33 protein-coding genes, 1 pseudogene and 1 CRISPR repeat array are annotated in these 26,168 nt (G+C 40.3%); of the genes and pseudogenes, 20 read left to right on the forward strand and 14 right to left on the reverse strand.

The window, feature by feature from the left end; genetic code table 11:
* Positions 1–72 precede the first annotated feature (72 nt).
* The 3 genes from ACWIUO_RS07190 to rmuC form a co-directional block, all read right to left on the reverse strand.
* Complete coding sequence (locus ACWIUO_RS07190; RefSeq protein ID WP_454177230.1) at positions 73–474, reverse strand: hypothetical protein; 402 nt, start codon at positions 472–474, stop codon at positions 73–75.
* A 74-nt stretch (positions 475–548) separates the two neighbouring features.
* Complete coding sequence (gene galU / locus ACWIUO_RS07195; protein WP_454177231.1) at positions 549–1,373, reverse strand: UTP--glucose-1-phosphate uridylyltransferase GalU; 825 nt, start codon at positions 1,371–1,373, stop codon at positions 549–551.
* A 278-nt stretch (positions 1,374–1,651) separates the two neighbouring features.
* Positions 1,652–3,337 carry a DNA recombination protein RmuC gene (rmuC, locus tag ACWIUO_RS07200; RefSeq protein ID WP_454177232.1) on the reverse strand — a complete coding sequence of 562 codons (1,686 nt, stop codon included), beginning with the start codon at positions 3,335–3,337 and terminating at the stop codon, positions 1,652–1,654.
* 181 nt (positions 3,338–3,518) lie between these two features.
* On the opposite strand from rmuC, the gene ACWIUO_RS07205 reads away from it, so the two are divergent.
* From ACWIUO_RS07205 to ACWIUO_RS07230, 6 genes are all read left to right on the forward strand, one after another.
* Positions 3,519–3,749, forward strand: coding sequence for a hypothetical protein (locus ACWIUO_RS07205; RefSeq protein WP_454177233.1), 231 nt, complete (start codon positions 3,519–3,521; stop codon positions 3,747–3,749).
* Positions 3,736–3,948: a hypothetical protein gene (locus ACWIUO_RS07210; protein WP_454177234.1), complete on the forward strand. Its 213-nt coding sequence runs from the start codon at positions 3,736–3,738 to the stop codon at positions 3,946–3,948. Before ACWIUO_RS07205 ends, ACWIUO_RS07210 begins: the two co-directional genes overlap by 14 nt.
* Positions 3,949–4,538: 590 nt before the next feature.
* Positions 4,539–5,021, forward strand: coding sequence for a hypothetical protein (locus ACWIUO_RS07215; RefSeq protein WP_454177235.1), 483 nt, complete (start codon positions 4,539–4,541; stop codon positions 5,019–5,021).
* A 171-nt stretch (positions 5,022–5,192) separates the two neighbouring features.
* Complete coding sequence (locus ACWIUO_RS07220; RefSeq protein ID WP_454177236.1) at positions 5,193–5,606, forward strand: hypothetical protein; 414 nt, start codon at positions 5,193–5,195, stop codon at positions 5,604–5,606.
* A 154-nt stretch (positions 5,607–5,760) separates the two neighbouring features.
* On the forward strand, positions 5,761–5,886 hold the full coding sequence (locus ACWIUO_RS07225; RefSeq protein WP_454177237.1) for a hypothetical protein: 126 nt from the start codon (positions 5,761–5,763) through the stop codon (positions 5,884–5,886).
* A gap of 130 nt (positions 5,887–6,016) precedes the next feature.
* The gene (locus ACWIUO_RS07230) at positions 6,017–6,676 is read left to right on the forward strand and encodes a hypothetical protein (protein WP_454177238.1); all 660 of its coding nucleotides are present in this window, start codon (positions 6,017–6,019) and stop codon (positions 6,674–6,676) included.
* 68 nt (positions 6,677–6,744) lie between these two features.
* Here the strand turns inward: ACWIUO_RS07230 and ACWIUO_RS07235 are convergent, their stop codons facing one another.
* Together ACWIUO_RS07235 and ACWIUO_RS07240 are read right to left on the reverse strand one after the other, a co-directional pair.
* Positions 6,745–6,903, reverse strand: a complete 159-nt coding sequence (locus tag ACWIUO_RS07235; protein ID WP_454177239.1) for a hypothetical protein — start codon at positions 6,901–6,903, stop codon at positions 6,745–6,747.
* A 397-nt stretch (positions 6,904–7,300) separates the two neighbouring features.
* Positions 7,301–7,423, reverse strand: coding sequence for a hypothetical protein (locus ACWIUO_RS07240; RefSeq protein WP_454177240.1), 123 nt, complete (start codon positions 7,421–7,423; stop codon positions 7,301–7,303).
* A gap of 22 nt (positions 7,424–7,445) precedes the next feature.
* Between ACWIUO_RS07240 and ACWIUO_RS07245 the strand changes: the two genes are divergently transcribed.
* Together ACWIUO_RS07245 and ACWIUO_RS07250 are read left to right on the forward strand one after the other, a co-directional pair.
* A complete protein-coding gene (locus ACWIUO_RS07245; protein ID WP_454177241.1) occupies positions 7,446–7,586 on the forward strand; it encodes a hypothetical protein in 141 nt (46 codons plus the stop codon).
* Between the two features lie 81 nt (positions 7,587–7,667).
* Entirely contained in the window at positions 7,668–7,850 is a 183-nt protein-coding gene (locus ACWIUO_RS07250) for a hypothetical protein (RefSeq protein WP_454177242.1), read from the forward strand.
* 603 nt (positions 7,851–8,453) lie between these two features.
* A CRISPR array of direct repeats spans positions 8,454–9,482; the repeat unit is 36 nt; unit sequence GTTTTAGTCCCTTGTAAAATCAGGTCATACTCAAAC.
* A 350-nt stretch (positions 9,483–9,832) separates the two neighbouring features.
* Here ACWIUO_RS07250 and ACWIUO_RS07255 read toward each other — a convergent pair.
* The 8 genes and pseudogenes from ACWIUO_RS07255 to ACWIUO_RS07290 form a co-directional block, all read right to left on the reverse strand.
* Entirely contained in the window at positions 9,833–9,988 is a 156-nt protein-coding gene (locus ACWIUO_RS07255; protein ID WP_454177243.1) for a hypothetical protein, read from the reverse strand.
* A gap of 206 nt (positions 9,989–10,194) precedes the next feature.
* Entirely contained in the window at positions 10,195–10,539 is a 345-nt protein-coding gene (locus ACWIUO_RS07260) for a hypothetical protein (RefSeq protein ID WP_454177244.1), read from the reverse strand.
* Positions 10,540–10,594: 55 nt separating this feature from the next.
* Positions 10,595–10,936, reverse strand: coding sequence for a hypothetical protein (locus tag ACWIUO_RS07265; RefSeq protein WP_454177245.1), 342 nt, complete (start codon positions 10,934–10,936; stop codon positions 10,595–10,597).
* Positions 10,937–11,101: 165 nt separating this feature from the next.
* Entirely contained in the window at positions 11,102–12,580 is a 1,479-nt protein-coding gene (locus ACWIUO_RS07270) for an NFACT family protein (RefSeq protein ID WP_454177246.1), read from the reverse strand.
* Positions 12,581–12,631: 51 nt separating this feature from the next.
* Positions 12,632–14,293 carry an AAA family ATPase gene (locus ACWIUO_RS07275; RefSeq protein ID WP_454177247.1) on the reverse strand — a complete coding sequence of 554 codons (1,662 nt, stop codon included), beginning with the start codon at positions 14,291–14,293 and terminating at the stop codon, positions 12,632–12,634.
* Between the two features lie 220 nt (positions 14,294–14,513).
* Positions 14,514–15,572, reverse strand: a complete 1,059-nt coding sequence (locus tag ACWIUO_RS07280) for an NAD(+)/NADH kinase (RefSeq protein WP_454177248.1) — start codon at positions 15,570–15,572, stop codon at positions 14,514–14,516.
* 57 nt (positions 15,573–15,629) lie between these two features.
* Positions 15,630–16,505 carry a J domain-containing protein gene (locus ACWIUO_RS07285; RefSeq protein WP_454177275.1) on the reverse strand — a complete coding sequence of 292 codons (876 nt, stop codon included), beginning with the start codon at positions 16,503–16,505 and terminating at the stop codon, positions 15,630–15,632.
* Positions 16,506–16,697, reverse strand: a pseudogene (locus ACWIUO_RS07290) (J domain-containing protein); the annotation flags it as partial.
* A 511-nt stretch (positions 16,698–17,208) separates the two neighbouring features.
* Between ACWIUO_RS07290 and ACWIUO_RS07295 the strand changes: the two are divergent.
* A complete protein-coding gene (locus ACWIUO_RS07295; RefSeq protein ID WP_454177249.1) occupies positions 17,209–17,487 on the forward strand; it encodes a hypothetical protein in 279 nt (92 codons plus the stop codon).
* Between the two features lie 120 nt (positions 17,488–17,607).
* Entirely contained in the window at positions 17,608–18,399 is a 792-nt protein-coding gene (locus tag ACWIUO_RS07300) for an SDR family NAD(P)-dependent oxidoreductase (RefSeq protein WP_454177250.1), read from the forward strand.
* On the opposite strand, the gene ACWIUO_RS07305 is transcribed toward ACWIUO_RS07300, so the two are convergent.
* On the reverse strand, positions 18,356–18,538 hold the full coding sequence (locus ACWIUO_RS07305; protein WP_454177251.1) for a hypothetical protein: 183 nt from the start codon (positions 18,536–18,538) through the stop codon (positions 18,356–18,358). The two genes, ACWIUO_RS07300 and ACWIUO_RS07305, sit on opposite strands and share 44 nt — an antisense overlap.
* A gap of 215 nt (positions 18,539–18,753) precedes the next feature.
* Here ACWIUO_RS07305 and ACWIUO_RS07310 point away from each other — a divergent pair, with 215 nt between their 5' ends.
* From ACWIUO_RS07310 to ACWIUO_RS07355, 10 genes are all read left to right on the forward strand, one after another.
* A complete protein-coding gene (locus ACWIUO_RS07310) occupies positions 18,754–19,689 on the forward strand; it encodes a DMT family transporter (RefSeq protein WP_454177252.1) in 936 nt (311 codons plus the stop codon).
* 92 nt (positions 19,690–19,781) lie between these two features.
* Complete coding sequence (locus ACWIUO_RS07315) at positions 19,782–20,063, forward strand: hypothetical protein (RefSeq protein WP_454177253.1); 282 nt, start codon at positions 19,782–19,784, stop codon at positions 20,061–20,063.
* Between the two features lie 170 nt (positions 20,064–20,233).
* Positions 20,234–20,479, forward strand: coding sequence for a 2-hydroxymuconate tautomerase family protein (locus ACWIUO_RS07320; RefSeq protein WP_454177254.1), 246 nt, complete (start codon positions 20,234–20,236; stop codon positions 20,477–20,479).
* 1 nt (position 20,480) lies between these two features.
* Positions 20,481–21,005, forward strand: coding sequence for a peptide-methionine (S)-S-oxide reductase MsrA (gene msrA, locus ACWIUO_RS07325; protein WP_454177255.1), 525 nt, complete (start codon positions 20,481–20,483; stop codon positions 21,003–21,005).
* A gap of 168 nt (positions 21,006–21,173) precedes the next feature.
* Positions 21,174–21,347, forward strand: coding sequence for a hypothetical protein (locus ACWIUO_RS07330; RefSeq protein ID WP_454177256.1), 174 nt, complete (start codon positions 21,174–21,176; stop codon positions 21,345–21,347).
* 59 nt (positions 21,348–21,406) lie between these two features.
* A complete protein-coding gene (gene recO, locus ACWIUO_RS07335) occupies positions 21,407–22,030 on the forward strand; it encodes a recombination protein RecO (protein ID WP_454177257.1) in 624 nt (207 codons plus the stop codon).
* Positions 22,031–22,154: 124 nt separating this feature from the next.
* On the forward strand, positions 22,155–23,378 hold the full coding sequence (locus tag ACWIUO_RS07340; protein WP_454177258.1) for a hypothetical protein: 1,224 nt from the start codon (positions 22,155–22,157) through the stop codon (positions 23,376–23,378).
* A gap of 46 nt (positions 23,379–23,424) precedes the next feature.
* Positions 23,425–24,234 carry a septum site-determining protein MinD gene (gene minD / locus ACWIUO_RS07345; RefSeq protein ID WP_454177259.1) on the forward strand — a complete coding sequence of 270 codons (810 nt, stop codon included), beginning with the start codon at positions 23,425–23,427 and terminating at the stop codon, positions 24,232–24,234.
* A 63-nt stretch (positions 24,235–24,297) separates the two neighbouring features.
* Positions 24,298–24,534 (forward strand): cell division topological specificity factor MinE, encoded by a 237-nt coding sequence (gene minE, locus ACWIUO_RS07350; RefSeq protein WP_454173152.1) that lies wholly within the window; start codon positions 24,298–24,300, stop codon positions 24,532–24,534.
* A gap of 29 nt (positions 24,535–24,563) precedes the next feature.
* Complete coding sequence (locus ACWIUO_RS07355; RefSeq protein WP_454177260.1) at positions 24,564–26,165, forward strand: divergent polysaccharide deacetylase family protein; 1,602 nt, start codon at positions 24,564–24,566, stop codon at positions 26,163–26,165.
* The last annotated feature ends 3 nt before the right edge of the window (positions 26,166–26,168 follow it).

Here is a 26,168-nt window from a genome sequence, read left to right on the forward strand (position 1 = left end):
GGAAATCCCCTAAAGCGCAAAAAGGCGTAAAATAGCGCAAAATCTAAAATACGAAAAAAGATTATTTAGATTTTACACCTTTTTATTTTTTAGCGCGTTGCCCACAAGCTGTGTGATGTCGTTTTGCAAGTTTGGATTTTTTGAGATTAGTCGCTCGCGCACTTCAGCGGCTTTGTCCGTGTCTATGCTTTCAAGCGACACTAGCTCTTTTACGGTGTCAAGCCATTCTTGTTTTTGGGGCGATTGAGGGGCTAGGATATTAAATTTTTTGATAAACATATCCACCAATTCTAAAGCCCTTTTTTGGTCTTTCGCAGTGGGGATAAGCTCCCTAAAATCTTTTAGGCTAAATTGCTTTGGCTTAGGCGGACGCACGCCAAACATCGAGCGCGCCACCACCCCAAACACAAGCATAATCGTCCCAAACACAAACGCGATAATCAAAAATAGCGCGAAAAATCCGTGATTATACATTTTTGCCCCTTTTATCGTGTTTTAACTAGCGAGCCTTAGCAAAATCGTTTTTTTAAAAAACCTTAAACCAAAATCTATTTATCTTTTTGATGCTCATAAAACGCATTTATCGCTTCGACAAATCCCGCCAAAGAACCACAATCATACCGCTTCCCAGCAAATTTATACGCCAGCACGCGTCCATTTTTTGCCTGCTCCATTAGCGCGTCTGTGATTTGGATTTCACCTTTTTTGCCCGGGGGCGTTACACGCAAAATATCAAAAATATCAGGGGTTAAGATATACCGCCCGATGACTGCTAGATTTGATGGGGCTTCGTTTTGGCTAGGTTTTTCTATCATTTTGCTTACACGATAGACATTTGGAGCGATTTCCTCCCCTGCGATTACGCCGTATTTATCCACTTCGCTTAGCGGGACTTCTTCTATCGCCACTATGGAGCATTTGTGCTTAGAGTATAGTTCCACCATTTGTGCTAGCACGGTTTTTTCATCGTTGTAGCACAAGTCATCAGCCAAAACCACCGCAAAAGCCTCATTGCCGATAAGCGTCTCCCCCGTCAAAATCGCGTGCCCAAGCCCTTTCATCTCATTTTGGCGAGTGTATGAGAAAGTGCATTGATTGATAAGGGAGCGCACCTCTTTTAGCAAAAATTCCTTATCCGTGCCTTTGATTTGGTGCTCTAGCTCATAGCTTATATCAAAATGATCTTCTATGCTTCGTTTTCCCCTCCCCGTTACGATAGCCATCGTCTTACACCCCGCGCTCAAAGCCTCCTCTACGCCGTATTGAATAAGCGGTTTTGCTAGCACGGGTAGCATTTCTTTTGGCATTGCTTTGGTGGCAGGGAGGAAACGCGTGCCATAGCCTGCGGCTGGAAAAAGACATTTTTGTATCATAGATTCTCCTTTTTTAGATTTACGCAACGATTTTGCTTTTTAGATTTTGGCATTTTAGCCGTGCAAATTCTAATCCACAAACACAAAAAAAGCGTTAATAAACAATCCTAAAAACGCCTAAAAACCCCCAAAAACTACATAGATTTTGTAAAAAGTTTGTAAAACCCCTTAAAAAACCCTTACAAAATCTAACACCTCCCTAACAAAACCCCCAAACCCACCAAAATCCTACCACCACAACGCAACTAAGCCAAACAACTCCCCAAAACCTATGCCGACTAAATCTGCGGAATGTCTTTGCTATCATCAGTCCCCGCCCCCTCATTAGAATCCATAGATTCTACCAACGCCCATTTTTCATCATTATCGATGATTTTTGTTTTATCCAGCTTATCCAAATCCTCTTTTTGCTCCCCATCTTGCGCCTCGCTAGACTCTTGGATTTTGGCTAGGGATTTTTTTGTCTTTGCCCCCAGCTCTTTTAATAGCTCAAACTTTGAAGCAATCCCACCCCTGCCACTTAGCTTTGTATCCATATCATCACTTCGTTTTTGGGCTTGAGACAAAAGCGATTTTAGTTTCTCAAAATCCTCACAAACCGCCACAAACTTATCATAAAACCTGCCAATCTCCTCAAACGCCTTTTTCACATTTTCATCGCTTTGTATATGCACCCAGCTAATGCTAATGGTTTTTAACGCCATAAAAAGCGTGTGTGGCGTGGTGAGGTAGATTTCCTTCTGATAGGCGTATTGATAAATGTTTGGGTCGGCATTTAGTGCCAAATCCAAAATATTATTATAAGGCACAAAAAGCAGGATAAAATCAGAGATTTGCGCTTTTGCAAACGCAGGGTTAGTTGATTTAAACTTCTTATAAGGCTTTTTTGCTAGCTCATCTATGCGGGATTTTAGGTTTTTGGCGATTTGGGCTTGCAAGAGGGGATTTATGATTATAGCATTATCGTTTTTGCTAGAATCGCTGTTTTTATGCGGGTTTTGATTTTGGCTATTTTTGTCTAAATAGTCATTGCTAAAATCCGCGTTATTTGGATTTTGCCCTAGATTTTGGCTATTTTGTTTTGCTTGTTTTGTGGGATTTGCACCACCCCCGCTATCATAGCCTAAATCGCTCAAATCACCCAAATCCTCATAGCCCATATTATTTGCCCCCAAATCATTTGCATAGCTATCAAAATCAGGCAAGTTTGGCAACGAAAATTTAGAATCAATGATTATGCCCTTGTCTTTGTCAAAATACACCACCGCATCGGGGATATACCGCTTCCCTTCCTCGCTAAAACCACTTTGAATCTCATAATTTACCCCCTCTTGTAGCCCGCTAGATTCTAGCACCGCTTTTAGTTGCAGTTCGCCAAAATTCCCCCGCACCTTTTTATCGCCTTGTAGCACCTGCGCTAGCCTATTTGCGTCCTCGCCTAGCTTGCGCGAATACTCAAAAATATGTGAAATATTTGCCTTTAGATTTGCTTCATTTTGTAGCAAGGTTTTAGAATAATCCTCTATTTCTTTTTTTATGGGCGTAAAGATTTCCTCTAATATCTCCCTAGAATCCTTATTTAACGCGATTTTGTTTTGGTTTAGTAGCGCGGTTTTTTGGATTTCGATATTTTTTTCAAGGTTTTTTTCTAGCTCGTTTTTTAGGGTTTTTAGGCTCTCTTGCGCTTGTTTTTGGAGATTTTCTAGCTCTAGTTTGTGGGTTTGCCTTAGCTCTTTTATTTGGGCGGTTTTTTCATCTAGGGCTTGTGTGTGAAAATGCTGTGTGGATTGCAATGTGGCTTGAAAATGGGCTTTTTCTTGGGCTAGGTGTTGGGATTCTTTGGTGGAGGCGGCTAGCAAGTCTTGGGTGTTTTGCAAGCTAGATTTTAGCGTCTTTGCCCGCATAAAAGCTATCGTGCAAAAAATCGCTAGTATGGCGTTTATGGCTAGAGATAGACTAAGCATTGGCGTCCTTTTTTGGCGTTGTTTTTTGTTTTTTTGGTGCGGATTTGAGTGCTTTTGAGTGTCTTTGTTTATTTTGTAGCGATTTTGCGTTATTTGCGTAAATCGTTGCTTTTAAAACTTGGGATTATAGCATAGATTCTATGTTGGCACATTATTTGGGCAGAATTTAGGCAGAGTGTTTTTGGTGTATTTTGGGATAGATTGGGATAGATACCACTATTTTAGCAATTTTAATCAGTTCGCAAAATCTTGCTATAAGACTTTGCAACATTTTGTCATTGCGAGCAAAACGAGCGTAAGCGAAGTTTTTGCGTGGCAATCCATTACATTCCCCATCACTTGCGTGGGCGTTTGCAGCAAACAACAAAGAGATATTTCGGCTTTTTCAAACCCTCAATATGACAATACTTAGTCGTCATTGCAAGATTTTGCGACATTCTCAAAAAATCGCAAAATCGTGGCAATCTATTTTTATAACAAAGTTTTTTGTCATTGCGAACGGATTTGAAAAATCCGTGTGGCAATCTATAAACACAAACCACAAAAATGGCGTTGTTTTTGTCAATTTATACTTATGGATTGCCACGCGACTTTTGACAAAATCCGCTTAAAATGACAGGATTTTCTAAAAAACTGCTACCTCGCTTGTTTTTTGCAACGATATGACAAGAGTATTTTTCAAACACCACAAAAATACCCAAAATCCCTCATCTAAAATCCCATAGAAATGTTCATTTTTTAAGCAAAAATTTGTAGATATGTTCTAGCCTTTTTGATGGGCATTTTTGGTTATCAAAAATGCCCAAAAATCGTGCGTAAAATGTGTATATTTTCTACATATTTTTGGTTAAATTTTGTTGTGTTTGCTAGTTTCGTTTGCGTGGGCATTTGTGGGTTTTCACTACACAAAAACGACAAAAATTTTTTAACATTTTTTATGCCTTTAAGAAATCGTTTTTTTTTTTTTTGTATAATTCTAGTAAGAAAATTTCCTCCCTAGTAAGAGGATAAACTGCTAAAGAAAAGTTCTTTAAAATCGTCTTTTGGCAGAGCTATAAAAAAGCATTAAAATCCCGCGCAGGACGATGATTTGCCACCTTTTTGACAAAGCCTGCTTACTTGCATTGCTCGTAGCCAAAAGAGATTTTTCTCACTATGTCTAGCATAATGAGAATCAAAAAATGTCTCTAAGGAGAGAGCCGTGAATGTTTCAATTTTAAACGCCTTTTGCAATAGTAAAAAAATAGGAAAATTCCCCCTTATTTTATTGATAAATCTAATATTTCTAGCAGGCGTTGCTAGCGCACTAGATTTGCTAGAAGTCTCACAAAACCTAAATGTAAAAAAAGAGCGAAGCAAAAAGCCAGATTTTTGCTCATTTGCCGTAGGCAAAAAAGGCAACCCGCCAAAACTAAGTAGCGCAAACAGAATCGCCTGCTACAAAAACAAACTCTACACCTACAACACAAGAAAAAGCCAAGAGCTAACCCCCATAATCCCAGAGATAGGGAGTATCGCCTGCGCTTGCAATAGTGGAAATATGCTAGCAAAAGTCAAAGCAATAAGCCTTTTTGGCAAGACAAATAGCAAACCAAAATCAAAAAAGCAAAAAATATCAAAAAAACAAAACAAAGACGCAAAACAAAACGCGCCACAAACAACACTAGCCCAAAATCCACAATAATCCCCCCTCCTAAGTAAGAGGCTAAACTGCTTAAACGCCACAAGGTGATTGCGCTTTGGGTAGTCATATAGATTAGCTAAAGCGGTGATTTTATCGCCCCTCGCAGACTCTGTTTTAAGCCGCGTTCATTGAGGAGCTTTGTCTTGTGTGAGTCCTAAATGAAAGATTTTGATGCAAACTTGCACACAAAAGATTCTAGCGGAAAACACAAGAGATGGACTGAATGTCTCTAAGGAGAGAGCTATGAGGCTAGGGAAGTTGAGTATAACAGCAGTAGCTGTATGGTTGGTAGGTGTAAGTTTCGCAGGCATTAGTTTTGTAAATGCGTTTTCTGTGTTTGAAATCGCAGGCGAAATCTCCTCTGACAAAATGTTTTGTCAAACAAGCGCATCGTTTAAGGATTCTAACACTTCGGGCGAAACGCTTGTATGCTACAAAAACAAGTTGTATCTTTACAACCTACGCAAAGGCGAGTCATTGCACGCAGCATTTGATGACAAAGGTCATCAAGCTAGTTGCGCTTGTCCCTTTACCACAAGTGCTTTTTATGACGGGGCAACAAAAAGCAGGCTAGCAAAAAAATAGCCCACCCAAGACTAACCCCCCAAACAAAAAGCAAGTAAAAATGGAGGCTCTTTTGGGATTCTAATCAAGGATTTCAAACGCAAATCCTAGCGCAAAATCCAAGAATCCAAAAGCAAATGGAGTCGGTTTTTTGGGGGATTAGTTTAGGTGGCTTTTGCAGGCTAGGCTTGCAAGCCTCAAGCTAGAATCACTTGAAGTCCTAAGCAAGACTAAAAACTGCTTAACCATAAAGGGACAACACTCAAAAAATGATGACAAAACATTAAGAGTTGTTGCCTAAGCCAAAAGTTTTACAAAAACTAAACGATATGGTAACAACTATACGCACCTTTTAGAATCTAGCTAGAATCTAGCCTAGATTTTGGGAGGTGTCATAGCCAAGAATGGCGGATTTGAATAAGGAGGTTTGAATGAAAACAAAGACTGCATTTGTCGGTATTATAGTGGGTGTCGCGCTTTTTGTAGGCATCGTGATAAGCGGTGTGTATGTCCTAGATAGATACACAGGCTCAAATAGCGAAGAACAAGCCCTAACGCAAAATACCCAAACAAACAACGAAAATAACGGGGAATCCCCCAAAGGCGAGCTATCCGAGCTACAAAGAGAAATCATCGATGAGGTCTATGAGCTAGTCGAAGACCAGCTATATGACACCATAGTCAAGCTAGACAACTCACGAGCTTTTGTGAGTATGGAAGATGAGATTATGGAGGATTTTAATAGGGAGCTAAATCCCAAGAAAAAACGCGAGCTAGCCAAAAAACTCGGCGAAAAATATATCGAAGAGATGTATGCTAAAGCGTTATTTAAAATCCGCAAAAAAGTCGATAGACACTTTGATGATGAGTATGTCGATGAAATCGTGCAAGCCGTGATGGAGCAGCTAAAGTCATATAGGACGGAGGTTGTGAGAAGATTTGTGCTAGATAATATCTACTCAAGGGTTTCAGATGAGATACTCCAAGAAGTGGCTATGGACTTGGTAAGCGAGGCTAGAGAAGACTACGCCAAAAAGCTAAAAGAAGAGGCTGTAAAGCAAGTCGATGAGTTTGTAAATAGAAAAGACTAGCTTTGTAGCGTGCTTTTGTGCCTTTTGGTAGGCTTTAGCATTTTTAGGCATTTTAGGCGAGGGTGTGGCTAGCAAGTGGCTATCCCCTCGCCTTTTTTATTGCCATTTTTCTTATTTTTTACTTCTTTTTGTGTTTTCTTACTTTTTTGCTTGTGTTTATGCTTTTTTACCGCAGGTTTATATCTTTTTGCCACACGCTTACACTTCTTTTTGCGTGATTTAGGCATTATCGCTTCATTTTGTCCATAAGTTTTTTTGAGTGTTTGTTTTATCGGGTTGTTTTGTTTTTTGCTGTTTTATTTTGCTGTGTGGTTTGTGTTGCTTTTATGTGGATCTTGGCTATTTTGGTGGTTTTTTGGAGGTTTTTGGAGATTGATTTTGATAGATTTGCAAGAGGTTTTAAAAATCGTAAAAAATCGCTAAGCGATGTCTAGTTTGCGTGCTAGGAGAGAGCTAGCACCAAACTAGAATCACAAATCCTAAAAGCAAAAACCACACCATTTTTGGTTTATGTAAAAGATTGCAAAATCCTAATAGTATCGTGCCAAGTGATGAGGATATGTCATTGCAAACAAACAAAACGCGGTTTTTTTTAGGAAAACCTTGTCATTGCGAGCAAATGCGTTAGCATTTGCGTGGCAATCTATCCGCTCCCAATGACAGCATTATTTCCCCCTCCCTTGCGGAGGGGGTTAGGGGGTGGGTATTTTTAGATTTTACCGCTATCATTGTAGAGTTTTTTGTCATTTCCACGCAAATACGCTAGCATTTGCGTGGCAATCTATCCGCTTGTCATACTGCAAATATTCAGTCATTGCAAGCCTTGCCTTTGGCAAATCGTGGCAATCCACACATACTACAAAATCTTGTCATATTGAGGGCGTATAGCACGAAGTATCCAATAAAGTAGATTTTGCACTTAATGCGATTTGTGTTTTTATGTGAATTTACAAAAATATTTTGGATACTTAGGCTTTAAAAAAGCCTAAGTATGACAAAAAAACCAACCCCCCTTAACCCCTTCCGCAAGGGAGGGGGAATCCGTCATTGCGAGCGGTTAGATTCTGCATTTTCGCAGAATCTAACGCGTGGCAATCTAATACGATTCTACTTTTTTGTCATTTTGTCATTTTGCTGTCATTGCGAGAATCTACAATTTTGTAAAAAATTGTAGATTCGTGGCAATCTATGACTAAAAAACCACAAAAAGCATTATTTGGCAATTTGTGATTATAGATTGCCACGCTCATTTCACTCGCTCGCAATGACGAAAATGCAGATTCTCACAATGACACAAAAAACTAAACAAAACACAACTAAATAAAGCTAGACTACGCTACGCAAAACAAAAGCAAAATCACACTATGCAATTAAAACAAGCCCAAACAACACTACAATGATAAAAAGTAGTAGATTGCCGATTTTGCATTTTTTCAAGTTGCAGATTCTAGTAATGGCAAAGTGATTTTCCCCCTCCCGTGCGGAGGGGGACTAAGGGGGTGGGTTCTTATATTACACTGCCGACATTGCACGCATTGCTTTTTAATACAATGCGTGGCAATATATGACTAAAAAAACCACAAAAAAGCGTTGTTTGGCTATTTGTGATTATAGATTGCCACGCTCGTTTCACTCGCTCGCAATGACGAAAACCTATTGTGATTATAAGGTGGCGCAAAAAAAACAAAAGTTGAGAAAAAAGATTTTGTAGTAGAAAGACAAACACATAAAGCATTTATATAGCTTATGAAATTATCTTGTGAGAATGCGATGAGCCGTTTTAACCCCTTATCAAATCAGGTCATACTCAAACCCATGCGCCGACTACAAAATCAAATATCTGTGTTTTAGTCCCTTGTAAAATCAGGTCATACTCAAACTATAAGGGCGTAAAATATCATAGCGATGATGTTTTAGTCCCTTGTAAAATCAGGTCATACTCAAACCATATTTTTATGTGAGTATTATATAGTATTGTTTTAGTCCCTTGTAAAATCAGGTCATACTCAAACTTTGATGAGGGGGGATTTTTTTTATCTTTTGGTTTTAGTCCCTTGTAAAATCAGGTCATACTCAAACCATACAATATTATGGTAGCAAAGAGATGATGTTTTAGTCCCTTGTAAAATCAGGTCATACTCAAACTAAAAGATGAGGCTATAAAGGCACAATCCCGTTTTAGTCCCTTGTAAAATCAGGTCATACTCAAACAATGATGGATTGGAACACACAAGCATTGCAGTTTTAGTCCCTTGTAAAATCAGGTCATACTCAAACTGGGAATGTCAGTGCAACCTATTGATAAATGTTTTAGTCCCTTGTAAAATCAGGTCATACTCAAACGTGAGGAAGAATAAGTTGGCCGGTACATTAGTTTTAGTCCCTTGTAAAATCAGGTCATACTCAAACGCTACCAGAAGCTGAATATTACATTGTCAGGTTTTAGTCCCTTGTAAAATCAGGTCATACTCAAACTGATGTGAACACCATCATCGATGCTTTCTTGTTTTAGTCCCTTGTAAAATCAGGTCATACTCAAACCGGATTGATGAAGCTTATGTTCGTAATATGGTTTTAGTCCCTTGTAAAATCAGGTCATACTCAAACTAAGTGTGAGTAATGGTGGTAGCAGCGTTTCGTTTTAGTCCCTTGTAAAATCAGGTCATACTCAAACTTAAGTGGATATAATCCCCAACAAAACATTGTTTTAGTCCCTTGTAAAATCAGGTCATACTCAAACTTAGTGCTACGATTTCTTTGACTTCACCTTGTTTTAGTCCCTTGTAAAATCAGGTCATACTCAAACAGGCTCTTCGCAAATCTCGTTTGGCAGGGAGTATTATAGCTTTGTGTAGCTTAAAATATACTGAAATAGCTAGTTTGTAAGGGGTCTAGGCTTTGTAGTGGCGTAGTGTGCGGGGTTGTGGGGATTTAAAATTTTGCATTTTTGGGTGGATTTTGGATTTTTGTGGGGGGATTTTGTGAGTTTTTTTGGGATTTTTTATGTGGATTTTGATGGGGTTTTGGTATTTTTTGGCGTTTTTTTGCTTTTTTTGATTTAGGATTTTAGAGGTTTTTTGGGGGTGTTTTTATGATTTTTGTGGATTATGGTTTGGGTAGGTTTGATTGAAAAGAAGTTAGTTTTATTAGAGGTTTTTAGATATTTTGCTTGGGCTTTAAGTAATGACAATGTTTTTTTGACTTATAGATTGCCACGCGTTGCGTTTTGGTAAAACGCAACGCTCGCAATGACGGAATGTTTGTCGTATGACAAGCGGATAGATTACCACGCAAAAATTCGCTCACGCTCATTTTTGCTCGCAATGACGGCGTGGCAATCTATTATTTTTTATTGCGATGATTTTCAATGTCATTGCGAGCGCAACTTGTTGCGCGTGGCAATCTATTTATTATTTTTGTCAAAAGAGTGTTTTTTGGTATTTTTTAACGATAGATTGCCACGATTCTAATTTTTTTAACAAAAGCCTAGAATCTCGCAATGACAAAAAACCCACCCCCTAGCCCCCTCCGCAAGGGAGGGGGATTTTAGATTGCCACGCGGATTTTGATTTGTCAAAATCCGCGTGGCAATGACGCCAGCGGGATTCTTTTCTTACGATAAAAACACAATGTGTCATACTTTGGTTTCTTACGAAACCGAAGTATCCAAAAAGTAGTTTTTGCAAATAGTGCGATTTTGTAACCCAATAAAATAAATTGCCACGATTTTGCGACTTTGACAAAAAAGCAAAATCTAGCCAAAATCTAGCAACAACGACTAAACATAACAAACACGCTAAAATCCACATATAAAAGCCGCCAAAAAACTCCCTCCCAAAAAAAACCCCCAAAAAAAACTCCAAAAAAACCACCTAAAACCAACAAAACCCAAAAATCACCAAATCACCAAAAAAACCCCTAAAACTTCAAAATATTTTCCTTTTTTTGCTTCACCCCTCGTTGCTTTTTATTTGGCAAATCCTCCCTATCTTTGCGCAAAACAATCGATAGCTCATACTTTGGCTTATCCCCACATTTTCCCTTCAAAGCCGCGCTTAGTTCATTTGCCGCATTGACCGTCTTGTTTTTATAGAGCGTGCCACAGGGTTTATCTCGCAGGCTATTTTTGGTGCAGACAAACCCCACATATTTTGCAAACGCCTCTATGGCTTCGCCTGTCTGCTTTGCGTAGATGGTTTCTAGCACTTTTGTCCTAGTGGGCGTGTGCTTTATGATATGAAACACTCGTATATTTTTCATTTTCTCTCCTTATTTTTCATTTTGAGGGATTTTAGATTTTGCCATTCCAGCCAAAATCTAGTCAAAATCTAACCAAAATCCAGCCAAAAACCTCATCAAAATCTAGCCAAATCCCAAACAACAAACGCATATTGTAGCGTATTTATAATAAACAATCCTAAGATTTTATGATTTTCGCACAAATATGCTTTTTTGTTTGGCATACACGACATTTGCCCCCTCGCCGATTTTGACAAATCGCCTTTTTGTATAATCCACAAAAAAATCCCCCCCATTTTTTGCACACATTCCTACCAAAATCTCTCCAGCCTTTTGTAGCACGCTATCAGGGACTGCCTGCTTGCCACAATGTATAAACAAATGCGATGATGGCATATCGCGGATATGTAGCCACATATCATCAGCCCTAGCATTTTCTAGCAACGCTTTGTTTTCATTTTTATTGCGCCCCATAGATAGCTTAAACCCCTCGATAAACAGCACTAAGCCGATTTGTGAATCTTTTGTGCTTTTGTTTTTGGGTTTTAGGATTTTTAGCGTATCTAGGTTTTGGCTAGATTTTACAAAATCCATTTGGCGAGCCAAAAAATCGATTTTAGATTCTAGGTTGTTTATCTCTAAATGGATATTTTTTGCCCTTTTTGCTAGCTTTTTAGATTCTCTAAACATTTGATTTATCGCTTCTTGCGGGCTACTAGCATTTGGCAGACAAATCTTTCTTTTGCTAGCAAAATCTATTTCATCTAAAACCACCTCACGCATATAAGGTTTTAGCGTAGCAATATGTGCTAATGCTAAGCTAGCATCGCTATTTAGCCCTCTTGCGCGGCTTTCTAGCTCATCTGCACTTTGTAGATTTTCTCTTTTGGATTCTAGGGATTTTTTTGCCCGCTCTAGCTTGTTTAGGATACTTAGCCTAGTATTTTGCAGGCTTTTAGCTTCCTTGCTAGCGTATTTTGAAATAAGCATTTGTTTTGTCGCTTCAAAGTCGCCAAAATCGCTATCCCCACCAAAATCCACCAAATCCTTAGAATCTATATTTGGGTTGCTAGGCATTGGCGGAAGTGGGTGGTGGATTTTGACAGGGCGCATAGATTTTTGTGGTGAAATGTGGCGCAACGCCTCTAGCACGACAAGATGAGAATCCAAAATAATCGCATTTGTATGCTTCCCGCAAAATTCTAACTGCAAAAACAGCTCTTGCTTTTTGTAAGAATGGCGAATCGCTAAAAAAATCCGCAAAATCCTATCTCCCCCCACCACTTCAGAGCCCAAAATCTCCGCTCCATTTAGACGAGAAAGCACAATATCAAAAGGTGCTACATATTTTTTGGCAGAGATGATAGGCGAAGTCGCCATATACACGCTAGAATCCCCACGCGACAAATCCACATAAAAGATTTCTTTTTTTTGTGGCAAATGTTGGCTATGTGATGTTGGTGTGGGCGTTTTTTGGGGCTGATTTTTTGGGGCTGATTTAGGGGCGTTATTTTCGCTTATTTGATTGGGCATTTTTGGCGTTTTTGATGTGTCTGGTTTGGTGCATTCTAGCTTTAGCACACTATCTTGCACGCGCTTTATATGATATAGCCTAGCAAAGCTAGAAATATACGCACTTACCGCCCTTAGCTCCGCTAGCTTCATACTTGCTCCGCATTTGATTTTGGTGTTTGATAAACGATAGATTAGCGTTATTTAGTTTGGCAGATTTTCGCCACCTTTTACATATTCGCTCAAACGAGTTTTTGCAAACTCTATCGCTTCATTAGTGATATTTGCCCCGCTTACCATTCTAGCTAGCTCACGCACGCGCCCATCATAGTTTAGTAGCGTTATGCTAGATTTTGCTTTTTTAGAATCGATAGAATCCCCAGAATCCATAGAATCCACATTATTTTTTGCTACCAAAAAATGCGCATCTGCAAGGCTTGGCATATTCATTTGGTGCGATATGGCAAAGACTTGATAGGATTTTGATAGCTCTTTTAGCACTTTTGCCACCCCCTCGCTCTCTTCCCCACTCAAATTCGCATCAATCTCATCTAATATCAGCACGCCTTGCGCTTTATTTAGCCTAGCACCTAGACACATTATCGCTAATCGCAAGCGGTTAAACTCTCCCGCTGAAAGCGTGTCAATGCCACTATTTGCCAAACGCAAATCCACGCCCAAATCGCCATTAGATTCTAGCTCTTTTTGGATTAGTTTTATGCTAGGGCTAGGCAGTTTTAGCTCCCCACATAGATTTTTTAGGCTAGATTCTAAGTCGGGCAGGGCTTTAGCGCGATTTTTATTTAGCTCCCCACATAGATTTTTTAGGCTAGATTCTAGCGTGGCGATTTTTGATTGTAGCTCTTTTTTGTGCGCGTCAAAATTTTGTAGCGTTTCTAGCTCGGCTTTTTTAGATTCTAGCGTGGCAAGGGCGTTGTTGATACCGCCATATCGGTGGATAAGCTCACTTAAACTAGAAATGCGGTGCAGCATAGCCTCACTATCTAGCTCATCTAGCTCATCTAGCCTGCTTTGCTCCCTCTCTAGCACACTTTGTGCGTCATTTAGGGCTTGGCTTAGTCGTGTGTGGATTTCCTCTACTTCGTTTTGCGATGCGCTATTTGCTTCGTTTTGTTGCGTGTCTTGCTCGCTAGCGATATTTAGCGCGTTTAGCGCGGATAAAATCTCGCTTGTGTAGCCAAAAGCCACGCTAGCTTTAGAGATGGCTTCTTTGATTTTTTCTTTGTGAGAGAGGGTTTTTTTTAGGATTAGTAGATTTTCATATTCGCCCTCTTTTGGGTTTAGGCTAGCGATTTTGTTGATTTCAAATTCTGCTATTTCTTTTAGTTGGGCGGTGTGGGATTCTTTTGCTTCTAGCTCTTTTAGGGCGGATTTTGCCTCTTTTAGCATTGCAAACTCACTTTTTAATCGCTCCAAATCCTGCGTATGCTTGGGAGTGGATTTCACACAAAAGCTATCAAGCAAGCCAACCAAACTGCCCCCCTCTAGCTCATCTCCCCCGCGTGAATGGATATGCTTGATATGTCGCCCTAGCAAGTCGCTAAGCGTTTTTTTGGCGATGGGAGCGAAATTTACAAAATAGCGCGTTTTATCTTTTTTTACGATTTTTATATTTAGCAGTTCCCCCTCTAACCCTAGCTCTTCTAAAAACTTAGGCGATAAAAGTAAATCTGTTTCGATACTTGGTGCGTTTGGCTCTCTTAGCCCAAAGCAAGATAGCAATGACTCCATAAGCACGGATTTGCCACTGCCACTAGCCCCGCTAAATACGCAAAATCCCTCTTTAAATCGCAATTCTAAATTGCCAAAAATGGGGGAAGATTCTATGCTAAGTTTGGTAATCATCTAAAAGCCTTTAGCCATATTTAGAAAATCGATATAGGCGTATAAATCTAAATAAAGCGGGTATTATAGCAAAAAATACCGCAAAATATATGACAGATACATTCTAGCAATATGGCAAAAATACGCCAAATTTTTGTTTTTTAGATTAAAAAATATTAGATTATTTGCTAACAATATAGTGCACAAAGTAACCCACAAAAACACGCGATTTTATAAAATACTAGATTCTAGCCCCTAGCCCAAATTTTTCTCTCAATACCGCAAAATAACTTCGTTTTGGGTGTTGGATTAGCTCTATTTGCGTGCTAGCTTTGACTTCTAGCACCTCGCCTTTTTTGAAGCTAGCACATTGCTGTCCATCTATCATTATCATTCCCTCTATGTCGTGTATATCCCCCGCATTTAGGCTTTTTACTAGCTTTGCGCTATCTTTGCTAGGGCTTATATGCGTGCTATGTATGCGAAACTCTAGCCCCCATTTATCGCTTATCACCATTGGGCGTTGGGTTAGAGAGTGCGCACATACGGGCGTTAGAAGTAGCACTTGGCATTGTGGATGCACCACAGAGCCACCCGCAGAGATATTATACGCGCTAGAGCCTGTGGGCGTAGCGATGATTAGCCCATCTGCGCGGTAACTATTGCAAAACTCCCCCTCTATCATCGCATCGATATGAATCATACCCGATATGTCTTTTTTGGTGATTAAAATCTCATTTAGCGCGTAAAATGGCGATGAGACTTTGCCTTTAGAATCACGGATTTGCCCCTCTAATAATCTATGTTTTTCAAGCACATATTTCCCTCGCGCCAAATCATTGGCAAAGCCCTCTAGCTCGCTAGGATTTATCGCTGTCAAAAATCCTAAATGCCCCATATTTATCCCAAAAATAGGCAACCCACTCCCCGCACTTTTATGCACCGCAGAGATGAGCGTCCCATCGCCTCCTATGCTTACTAGCGCATCGATTTTGGGGGCAAATCGTTGCGCGGACACAGGGCTTTTTTGTGCAGATTTTGTGGCTGTGGATTTTGTCGCTTTGGCATTGCTTTTTTTGGCACATTCGCTGATAGATTTTACCCCCAAAATCTTTTCTATGCCTTCTAGCCTATATTCTTTTGGCAAGCCCAAAATCTTGCCATTTTCACTCTCCACTACGACTTCTATGCCATTTTTAGAAAAAATCTCTAAGATTTCTATGACTTTGTCTTTTAGCTGTGGAGAATGCGGACGCACAAGCAGGGCTACGGATTTTATGGGTTTTTGCAAGTTTTTCATTGTAGATTTTGCTTTTTTGATTTTGTGAGAATCTATCAAATGCCAAATTTTAAATAACTAAGCCGTTGTCTTATCGGCAAGCGAAGTAGTCGAGGCTTTTATGGTGTTGTAAGCCTGCGAGATTTTTTTAAACCTCTCTTCAAAAATCTTAGCCTCCGCGCTATCTTTGCCCAGCGCGTTATCAGGGTGAAATTTTTTTGCTAGTTTTAGATATTGTTTTTTCACTTCGGCAAAACTATCCCTAAAATCCACATTTAGCTCACTATAACATTTTCGCAAAAGATATTCCTCGCGTGTCAAAAAGCTATCAAACCCCTCCCCACCAAATCCACTCATCTCCCCACCAAAATCCTCATCTTTATTGCTATTAAACTCAAAATCTAGCGCGATATTGTGGATAATGCGCGAGCTAATAAGCCCCATAACGCCCTCCCACATAGACTGCGTATATCCCACCGCACTGATACAAAACTCATTATCCACTTCATAGAGGATATTACTACCAAAAATCGCGCGGATATATCGCCGTGCCACGCGGTTGTTTTCGGGCAGTCGCACGAGGATTTGCCCTAGATTTGATAGATGGATTTGCACTTTTATGCGTTTTAGTAGGGTGTTTGGATTGGTGATTTTTATGCGTATGGGGAGGTGGCTATATGATAGTATATTTGCTAGCTCATCGTTGTATTTGGCAAAATCCCTATCGCTAGAATCCTGTTTGTCAAAATCTGGTTTTGCTAGATTTTGGGTTTTTGCTGTGGGGTGTTTAGATTTTCTTTTTTGTTTGGCTGGTTTTTTGGGGCTAGATTTTGTCAAGTCGCTAGATTTTGTAAAATCATTAGATTGTGCAAAATCGTTAAATGGTGTGCGTTGGTTGGTAGAATTTGTAGTCGTGGATTTTTGGGCATTTTCTAGATGGGCTATGCTTTGCATCGTAGCGTGATAAGTCCAATTTATCAAATAATCTTTTTTAAATCGTTCCCCATCATCAAGGATAAGAAGCGAGCTAGAGAGATGGTATCGTTTTGAGAAGTGTTTGTTGGCGTATTCTAGGACTTTTTTTAGTAGCCTAGAGCCCTGTGTTAGCTCGATTTGGACAAATTTATCACAACAAGTAATATACATTTCAAACCCTTATCAAACTATTTTATTTTGTATTTTGTGTCTTTGTGGCTACAAAAAACATTGCTACACTACATAAAAGCACAACCAACTAAAAAACGCACTCCACGCCAAATCCACTCCCTAGTCATAGCGCGGATTTTACCACAAGTTTTTTAAAGTTTTGCTACAAGCTAGATTCGGTTTTTTTGTGAGATTTTGTAGCTTAAAGGCAGATAATCCCCAAAATCTACTAATAAAACCCTAAAAAACCCTATCAAACAACCCCCTACCAACCCATTGCAAAATCCACAACATTTTGCATAGATTTTTCAAGCCATTTTTGTGCCTTATTTGATGATTTTAAGCCTTTTTAAGCCATTTTGATAAAGCGTTTTATATTATTTGTGCAAAAAGACGATTTCCAAAAAAGCCTATTTCAAGGCTATTTAGCACATAGATTTTGGCTAGTTTGTGAATAGATTTTGCATAACGCGCTATAATTCTAGTTAGCAGGAGTTGCAAAGGGGAAAATATGAGTAGCATACAAAAAGCCATATTAGCAGGTTTAGCACTTTTGATATTCATAGGAATATCACTTTTAGTCTATGATGCCTCAAATGACAGCGGTAGGCGCGATAGAAAGATGAGCCAAAACCTAGAAAATCTACGACAAATCCGCAAACAAAAACCCAAAGACCCAAACAAAGACTATTTCCAACGCAAAGAAGAGCTTATGTGGGGCGGTGGCAAAAGTGGAGGACGCGAGAGAGAGCCTCCCAAAACCCCATTTGATGATTTGCTTGGCAACTAGATTATTAGATTTTACAAATTCGCGCATTCGCGCAAAATCTATTTTAGCGCAAAATCTATGCAAATCCATTTGCCACAAATCGCAACAAATCGCCACACACAAAACGATTTAGGAGATAAAATGCTAGTATTGATTACAGGTGCTTCGGTAGGATTTGGGAGGGCGTGTGCGCTAGAGTTTGCCAAGAGAGGAGATGCTATCATCGCACTTGCTAGGCGGGAATCAAACCTAGCCTCCCTGCAAGAAGAAATCGCCACACTTACACGCACAAACCTAGCCCAAATGTGTGAAATCATCGCCTGTGATGTCTGCGATACCCCGCAGGTAGAATCCGCATTGACAGACATTCTATCCAAACGAAAAAATGACGCACATTTTTGCGATGGCATATCTGTGCTAGTGAATAACGCAGGTTTGGCACTAGGGCTTAGCCCCGCAGATGAGAGCGATATAAGTGATTGGGAGAGAATGATAGAGGTAAATATTTTGTCTTTAGTTCGCTTGACAAGGGCTATATTGCCCCAAATGGTGGCAAAAAAATCTGGGCATATCATAAACATAGGCTCAATCGCAGGAAGCTACCCATATCCAGGGAGCACCGTATATGGTGCTAGCAAGGCATTTGTAAAGCAATTTAGCCTAAATTTGCGCGCGGATTTGTCTAGCAAAAATATCCGCGTAACAGACATTGAGCCCGGACTCTCTGGCGGGAGTGAGTTTTCGCTCGTTCGGTTTAAGGGCGATGAAAAAAAGGCAAATAGCGTATATGAGGGAGCAGAGCCTCTAATCCCACAAGACATAGCAGAAGCGGTATGCTGGGTAGCACACCTACCACCTCGCGTAAATATCAATCGCCTAGAAATGATGCCTACTTGCCAAGCCCCCTCTGCCCTCTCCGTGTATAAATCCTAAAATCTAGCACGCTATTATCTAAAATCCACGTCATTGCGAGCGGATTTTGTAAAAAAAAGATTTTGTCAAAAATCGCGTGGCAATCCACATTTGCCATATTGCGTGCCATATCGCATTTAGCAAATCTACATTTTCTCATACTTAAATGGCTTTTAAGCCCAAAGTATCCAAAACCCACAAAATCCCACGATTGACAAAAAAACGCACCACAAAATCCCACCCAAAAGCACCCAAAAAAGAAAAAGTTAATCAAAAAACAAAATCACATTGCCACTATCATTTTTAAGAACATACTATAATTCACCTCTATAAAAAACCTTAAAAACCCCCAAACCCCTAAGGAGCACAGCCCCAATGTTTGCAACGATTAAAAACACATTTGGAATCAAAATCTTGCTAGTGCTAGCGATGATGGGCTGGGGGCTTGTGTGGGCATTATCCAAAGTGCTTTTAGAGTATGCCTCTCCAGCCCAAGTTGCCTGCATTAGATTTCTTATCGTTTCTATTTGTTTTATCCCGCTTTTTTTCGTCCTAAAAATATCATTTAAAATCCCTCCCAAAGCCTACGCCCCGCTAGCTTTTACCTCATTTTTTCATATCGCTTATTCTTATGCTATGTATGCGGGTATGGAGTTTGGCGATGCGGGTAGTGCGGGGGTGATTACCGAAGTGTTGCCTCCCATTATCGCGGCATTTTTATGGAGCGTGTGGAGGAAGCAAAGCCTGCTAAGGCGCGAAAAATGGGGGCTAGCACTTGGCATATTAGCAGGCGCGTTTCTTATTGATTTTTTTGGCGATACATTAGCGATTTTTCACCCTTTTAATGCCATCTATCTTTTTGCCTCGCTTGGCTGGGCATTTGTGATGATAGGCTCTCGCCTAGCAAGCGAAAATCTAAACCCACTTTGTGTAAATTTTTACGCCTGCATTATTAGCGCGTTTGCTTTTTTGCCCTCACTTTTTGTGCTAGATTCTAGCGGAGTTAGCGGATTTAGCAAAATCTTAGAGGCAGATTCTATCTTTTGGGCTAGCATTATCACAGCGGCTCTGTTTTGCACGGTGTTTTCTACGAGTGTGTTTTATCACGGGCTATTTGTGCTAGGCGTTACACAGGGTGGGATTTACGCATTATTGACACCTGTTTTTGCGCTGATTTTTGCGTATTTTATATTGGGTGAGATTCCGCAGTATTATACGATTGTAGGTGGTGTGCTAGCGGTGGGAAGCGTGTGCGTGATAAATCGCATAGATTTTGGAATCTTTTCGCGCAAAAAGCCACAAAAAACATAAATCCACATTAACCAACTTATGACGCAAATTATGCTATGATACTTCTATTTAAATCTAAAACAAAAACCCCCCACAAACACAAAGGAGACAAAATGAAAATAATGAAAATCTTGCTAGCCACCACGCTTGCTACTAGCGCGTTTTCTACATTGGCAATCGCAGATGACGACCTCACAATGTATAAAGTCGCAAATATGCTAAAACAGGGCAAAGGCAATGTCTGCAAAACCCCAACTAAGCGCAAAAATGTAACCGCAGTATGCTACAACAACCTTGTCTATCTCTACAATATCAAAGAATCCGTAGAGCTACACCCAGAGCTAGACAACAACGGCAAAAAGCTAGAATGCAAATGCCCGCCTAAAAAGAAATAGCCTTTTTTGGTTGCATAGATTTTGGAGGCTTTGGAGGGGGGATTTTCGCTTTTATCGTTTTTTACTTCACGCTACTTTTTACTACGATTTTATTTCTTTTGTCCATTTTGGCACATTTTGGTTTTTTACTTTGATTTCAATCGATTTTTAAAGATTTTAAGGAGGCATAAATGCCATTTGTCAATATCCGTATCACAAAAGAAAACGGCGAACCCACAAAAGAGCAAAAAGCCCGTCTAATCGAGGGCGTAACGGATTTGCTAGCCCAAGTGCTAGGCAAAAACAAATCTAGCACCGTAGTCATCATCGATGAAATCCACACCGATGACTACGGGCTAGGAGGCAAGCCAATCACGCAAGTGCGAAAAGAACAAACAAAAGCACACGCCAAATCCCAAGCCAAAAAACTCAAATAATATGAAAATCTACTTAGCAGGCGGGTGCTTTTGGGGTGTGCAGGCGTATTTTGACTTAGTGGCTGGCGTGTTAGATTCTCAAGTGGGGTATGCAAACGCCAAACCACAATACATAAAGAATCTAAGCTATGAAGTGGTGTGTAGCGGGCTAAGTGGCGCGGTAGAAGCAGTAGAGATTGACTTTGATGAGGGGATTTTGTCGCTAGATTCTCTGCTTACGCGCTTTTTTAGTATCATAAATCCCACAAGCATAAACCAACAAGGCAACGACATAGGCACGCAATATCGCAGCGGAATCTACGCGCTAGATGAGCGCATTTTAGCACACGCAAAAGACTTTATCGCCTGCAATGTTGCACCTAAAATCGCTATAAAAACCTCTTTGACAACGCCCCCGCCAATCGCCACCGAAGTCCTGCCCCTAAGTAACTTCACCCCCGCAGAATCCTACCACCAAAAATACTTAGCAAAAAATCCCAACGGCTACTGCCACATAGACATAAAAAAAGCCACAAAGCCACTATAACCAATCCTAAAATCTATTTAGCAAAATGTGCTACAATCTAGCCTATTTTATTGCGTTTTCATCACGACTAATGTGCCACCAAGCTTTGCTACTAAGCGCGACAAAAGCCCCCAAACAAATCCCAAAAACAGGCATTAAAAAATCATTGATACAACAAAGGAGTGTGAAATGGCTGAAAAACCTAGCAAAATCAATGTCCCAAGAATCAAAGAAAAAAATGTCAAGCTAGATTTAAAAGATGAGAGCGAAATCAAAAAAGGCGATGACGCGGTTATGCTATATGTCATCGGCGGGATTTTAATCGCCATAATGTTTATCGTGCTTTTTCTAAACGGAGTGTAAGCACGCCAAACTACCAAAATCAAGCGATTTTACTCACTATGGCGTAAATAAGGCGCAAAGTGCAAGGCTATATTTTACACACCCAAAAGCAAAAAGGAGAGGACTTAATCGTCTATATCCTCACAGATTCTGCTATAAAAACCCTATATCGATTCTATGGTGCGAGGCATTCAGCCATTCATCTTGGGCATAGAATCGATTTTGTCCAAGAAGCAAATGGGCTATTTATGCCAAAACTTCGTAGCGTTATGCACTTAGGTTTTCTCTGGGAGAGGGAGCTAGAGCGCGTGTATGTGTGGCAGAGGTTTATAGGGCTACTGCATAAACATTTGCGTGATATTTTTGAGGTTGAGGGGTTTTATATGGAGATTTTAGATGAGGCGGCACACAAGCTAGAGCGACAAAATCCTATGCGCGTGATGATAGAAGCCTACTGCCAAATCCTCCAAAAAGAGGGGCGAAATCCAAACCAAACCCACCACAATCAATGTTTTTTATGTGGCGAAAATCTAGGCGAAGACATAGCCCTTGTGCGCTCATTTTTGCCTGCGCATAGGCATTGCGCCGATGGATTGCACACCCAAAAAAGCAAAATCAAAGATTTTTTTAGCACGCAAAGTAGCCTACATTTAAGCGATGATGAGGTGCGGGGGTTTTATGAAGTGCTGTTGCTTGGATTTTAGGTGTGGATTTGTGCTGATTCTTTGTGTGTTTAGATTTGTTGATTTACGCAGATTTGGATACAATATTTTTTTACTTTTTTATAGATTTTTGGCTTTTTGTTTTTTGATATTTTAAGGAGCTTTTTTGCGTAGTCTTGGTAGTCGCAGTAGATTTTATGTTGTTTTTATGATAGCGTTTCAAATGGCGTTGATAGTGGTGTTTTTTAGCGGTTGTGCCACAAAACCTACAAAAAACAAAAACCCACAAAATCTAACCCAAAATCTAACCCAAAATCTAACGAAAGTAATCCTAAATATCTCTAGCCACGCCGATGGCTACAAAAAACAAAAATCCGTCCTATCATATTGGTGCAAGCTAGAATCTAACTTAGAACCTATTTTGGAATCTAATTTAGAATTTAGCGCAAATTTAGCTGATAATATCGATTTAGACGATTCCAACGCCACGATAGATTCTCCAAAATCCCCCGACAAATCCCAAGACACAACATTTAGCACAAAACCTAGCACAAAAACTTCTACCACAAAATCCACCCCCCACAAATGCAAAGCCATAGGCGGTGCAAATGCGTTTTTCCGCGCCTTTGGGACTTCATCATTTCGCGCCCCTAGAGATGAGGTGGTGGAGCTAGAAGCGGGCGAGTATTACCTAGCAGCATTTGAGATAGAGACAAAAAAATCCATTATGCACTCTTGTGATAATCTATCTAGGCAAAATCCAAAAGACGCCTCTAAATGCGGAGGGTGGGACTATGAGGCAAATAAGCCTAGATTTTTATCTTTTAGCATAGGCGAAAATGCGACAACGCAAACAAACAACACAAAATCAAATCCATCTCCAATCGTATTGCCAAAAGTCAAAATCCACCTAAAATATAGAGAGCAAACAAACAATACTAACAACGAAAATAACGCAAACAACGCAAAATCCACCAAAACAAAATCTAGCAAAAAAATAGATTATGAAGTGGTGTTTATCATAGAGGATTTCGATAAAAATCTTAATGAGCAAGATTTTAAGCAAACTAACGATGCGCAACAAGATTTCACACTACAAGACGATATGCCACAAGACAAAAAAAGCACACAAAATCCCCAAAATCTAGCACAAAATACACAAAATCACTCACATAAAGCCAAATCTAAGCGTGGTAATGTTATATTTTCGCTTGGCTCTAGTGTGAGATTTGAGTTTGCAGATTTTGCAAATCAAAAAAACGATAAAAACAATCAACAAAAGCAACCTAAGCCAAACAAATCGCAAGATAATCCCCCTGCAAATATCGATTCTAGCGAAAATCCCACGCAAGACACAAGCAATGCAGACACCCAAACAAGCGGAATATAACTTGCTTTAAATCGATACTACACAAATCAAAAAAAGAGGTGCATAAATGTCTGAAGTCATAACGATTACTTCTGGTAAGGGAGGCGTAGGCAAATCCACTGCTACGGCAAATATCGCAGTAGGGCTAGCCCAAATGGGACAAAAAGTCGTAGCAGTAGATTTTGACATAGGGCTACGAAACTTAGATATGATTTTGGGGCTAGAAAACCGCATAGTCTATGATGTCATCGATGTGATGGAGGGCAAATGCAAGCTAGCCCAAGCCCTTATCCAAGACAAAAAAACACCAAACCTACACTTCCTCCCCGCAAGCCAAAGCAAAGACAAAAATATCCTAGACAAAGCCAAAGTCCAAACACTTATCGAAGAGCTAAAGCAAAGCTTTGATTTTATCCTGCTAGATTCTCCTGCGGGGATTGAGGGGGGATTTGAGCATTCGATTTTTTGGGCAGATAGAGTGCTTGTGGTGGTTACGCCCGAAGTAAGCTCTGTGCGAGATAGCGATAGAGTCATAGGGCTTATCAACGCAAAATCCTACAAAGCAAGCGAGGGGATAAAAATCCCTATCCACCTAATCATAAACCGCATAAAGCCTGAATTAGTAGAATCTGGCAAAATGATAAGCACACAAGATGTGCTAAAAACCCTTGCCATCGAGCTTATCGGGCTTATCCCCGAAGACGACAAAGTCGTAACCGCTACCAACAAAGGCGAACCCGTAATCTATGACAAACATAGCATAAGCGGGGAATGCTACAAACGCATCGTAGCTAGAGTGCTAGGCGATGAGGTGGATTTTGTGGAGTTTAAACCTAGCGGTGGGATTTTAAAATCACTTGGCAAGATTTTCAAATAATACGCAAACAGCGCGCAAACTCCACGCCAAAAAGCAAAATCAACATTAAAAAAAGGGATAAAAATGGGCATCATAAGTTACTTTACCAATAGAGACAATAGCGCGAAAGTCGCCACCGATAGATTGCAGTTTATCCTAGCCCACGAGCGCACCGCCAAAATCCCCTACATCGAGCAAATGAAGCAAGAGATTTTAGCCGTAGTCAAAAAATACACAAACACCGATAATATCTCTATCAAAGCCGATTCTAACCAAGACATTAGCACCCTTGAAGTAGAAATCATTTTAGACAACAAATAATCAATAATGGCAAATTTTGGAGGTTTGAGATGCGCATATTTGGCAAAAAAATAAGCACGATTCTTATCGTGCTACTTGTGGCTGGTATCGGGCTATATTCGTATAAATTTTACGAGGAAGACACCGCAGTTAGCCGAGAAAAAGCCAAAGTAGAAAAACAAACCCAAGCAGATTCTAAAGAATCTAGCTGGGGAAGTATCTTTGAAAAGGGGCAAAAATTTATCAGCGACAAAGTCAGTGGCGCGACAAATGCGTTTAGCAAAAAGCCCTACCTTGCTATCATAATGGACGACATAGCCTACCCCAAGCAGTTTGATGAGCTACAAAAACTAGGGCTAAAAATCACGCCTTCATTTTTCCCTGTGAGCTATTATTCTCCCGAGACTGCGAGGCTTGCTGCAAAAAGTGAATTTTATATGGTGCATTTGCCATTAGAAGCGATGAATGCCCAAAGCCCTAAGTTTGAATGGATGCGCGTAAATATGGACATAAGCAAAATCCAAGAAATCATCGCCAAAATCAAAAAAGATTTCCCCAAGCTAGAATATATCAACAACCACACGGGAAGCAAGTTTAGCTCTAGTTTTAGAGATATGCAAAGGCTACTTTATGTGATGGATTTGTATGGGATTGATTTTGTGGATTCGCGCACGAGTGCCAACACCCAAGCCCCCAAAATCTATGAAGAAAGCAAAAGAGCCCTGCTAAGCCGAGATGTGTTTTTAGACAATGAGCAATCCACCTCATACATAAACTACCAAATAAGTCAAGCCATAGAAATTGCCAAACAAAAAGGCTATGCCATAGCGATTTGCCACCCACATTCTGCGACATTTCGCGCGCTAAAAGAGGCAAAATCTACGATTTTAAATGAAGTAAATCTAGTCTATGTCAAAGATTTGCCCATAGCCAAGCAACACCGCCCACGACTTCAAATCGCCCTAGATGACAAAACAAAATCCAAAATCAACCCAAAATTATTTGATGGTATCCCTGATTCTCGCTATGCAAACATAGACAACACAATGTTTGAAGAAAGCAAAAGAGAAAAATCTAACCCCCAAAAAACCCCCGCTAATGCCACCCCTAGCGTAGCCTCACAAGCTGGATTTAGCCACGCCCCTGCCAAACAATCAGAAGTAGCCCAAATGGCAAAATACAACAAACCCCCCCAAAATGATTCCATAAAATCCCAAGCAGGCACGCTAAGCACGCAAACAACCCCCGCTAACGCCTCCCAAGCAAAATCCAAAAACCCACAAAATATTTCCACTCAAAATCCAAAAACCTCCGCCTCCCAATCCACCAAACCCCACCTAGCCCAAACCCCACCAACTATCGCTAACCCACAACCCCCACAAAGACGCCACACCCCACCCACACCACCAAAATCAAAACCACATTCTGTATGTTCAGGTAATGAGCTAGAAGCGTTTGTCTCAGGCTGTGCAAATGGTGGCGACATAAGCGCAAGCGCACGCGAATACGAAAAAAGCCAAAAAAATAACCAAAATTTCCTAAATGTCTCGATGTGCAAAGACGCAGGTGGCAAATGGCAAAATGGCAAATGTCAGCAACCAAAAGGCGCGCATTCTTTTAGCTCTCAAAGCATATCGATAGAGGGATTTTAGCCG

Source organism: Helicobacter sp. T3_23-1056 (assembly GCF_053654535.1).